1 pseudogene is annotated in these 1,635 nt (G+C 59.6%); it reads right to left on the bottom strand.

The features are described 5' to 3' along the window. Positions 1 to 257: 257 nt before the first annotated feature. Positions 258 to 1,635 (bottom strand): annotated as a pseudogene (locus CI41S_RS42290) (IS1182 family transposase); the annotation flags it as partial.

Genomic DNA, 1,635 nt, shown 5'->3' with positions numbered 1-1,635 from the left:
CTGGCAGTCAGCGCTACCTGCGATGTCCGAGTCGGGTCAAAAGCCGACCATGACGCCCCGTCCGACCTTGGTCGGCTTCGCTCCCAGCAGCCGACATCGCGGTTATTCTAAGAAACGGTCGGATAAGGGCCCAGGCTGTGTGAGAACCCTTTTGTCAATTGGCAGGGCGGACGCCCGGCATCGGTTTGGCTGCTCGATTTGGGCTGCCAATGAGCAACCAGAAGGTTCTAGAGGCTGAGGCGTCGGTACAATATCCCTTACGTCCGCATCGCCTTCAGCAGGGTTGCGCATCCCAGAATCGCTATGACCCGTTTCATATTGTAGGCGAGCACATTCAACGCCATTTCGGTCGCAACCTTGTGTCGTCTTTGCATCAGGAAGTGCGTCGCCCCCATCCAGGCCTTTATGGTTCCGAACGGATGCTCGGCCGTTTGACGGCGTAAGGTCATCTTGTTGGGGTCTTGGTCGAGCCGCCGCTGAACCTTCTCCAGCACGGCCTCGTGCTCCCAACGCGCGATGCGCCGCTCGGGGCCAGTGGTGCACTGAGCTTTGAGCGCACAGCTTTGGCAAGCCACCGTCCAGTAACGGCGCAGCATCTTACCATCCTCTTCGCCGGTGAAGCGGTAGGTCAGCCGTTCGCCGGCAGGGCAGCGATAGATGTCCTCGGCCGCAACATAGACGAAGTCCTGCTTGCCAAAACGACCTGCGGCTTTCGCACCTGAGGTCAGCGGTTTCGGCAATGTAACCGTGATGCGGGCTTCTTCACAGGCACGGAGCTCTTCGCCGTCGTAGTAGCCGCGATCCGCAACGACCTCGAGCGTCTCGGCAACCATCTCGGCACGAGCCTGCCCGGCCATGTTGCCGAGCTGGTGGCGATCGGTGCCCGCGTTGGTCACATCGTGAGCCACGATAAGATGATGCTGCGTATCAACGGCAATCTGCACGTTGTAGCCAACGATGCCGGTGTCCTTGCCACTTGTCGCCATCGAGCGTGCGTCAGGATCGGACAGTGAGATCTGCTTGTCCTCGCTCTTCATCATCTCCGCGTTGATCGCGTTGAGTCGGACGATCTCTTCCTTGAGCTTCTTGATCTTGCCCTTCAACCGCTCAACCTTTGCCTCCGGCACCGCGTCGCCATGCCGATCGGCGGTTTCAAGCTGCGAGAGATAGCGGGCGATGCTCTCATCGATCCGCTCAAAACGCCGCTTCATCTTGGCCTCGGTGAAGTTCTTGTCCCGTGCATTGACAGCCTTGAACTTTGATCCATCGATGGCGACGCTCGCGGCACCGAACAGCTCAAGCTTGCGGCACAACGCCACGAACTCGCGACAGACCTCACGAATGGCATTGCCGTTGTCCTTGCGGAAGTCCGCGATGGTCTTGAAGTCCGGCGCCGACTGCCCGGTCAACCAGAGCATCTCGATATTGCGCTGTGCATTCCCGCTCCAGGCGACGGCTCGACGGAATCCGATTGAGATAGCCGTAGATGTAGAGCTTGAGCATAGTGCCGGGGTGATAGCTCGGGCGGCCGGTGTCGAGTGGCTGGACACCGACGAACCCGAGCTTGTCGAGGTCGAGACTATCGACGAACACGTCGACCGCTCGCACCGGGTTATCCTCGGCAACATAGTCATC

This window comes from Bradyrhizobium ivorense (assembly GCF_900696085.1).
GTDB classification, from domain to species: domain Bacteria; phylum Pseudomonadota; class Alphaproteobacteria; order Rhizobiales; family Xanthobacteraceae; genus Bradyrhizobium; species Bradyrhizobium ivorense.
Note: the sequence above shows the minus strand (reverse complement) of the source record. Positions and strands in the feature narration are given on the sequence as shown.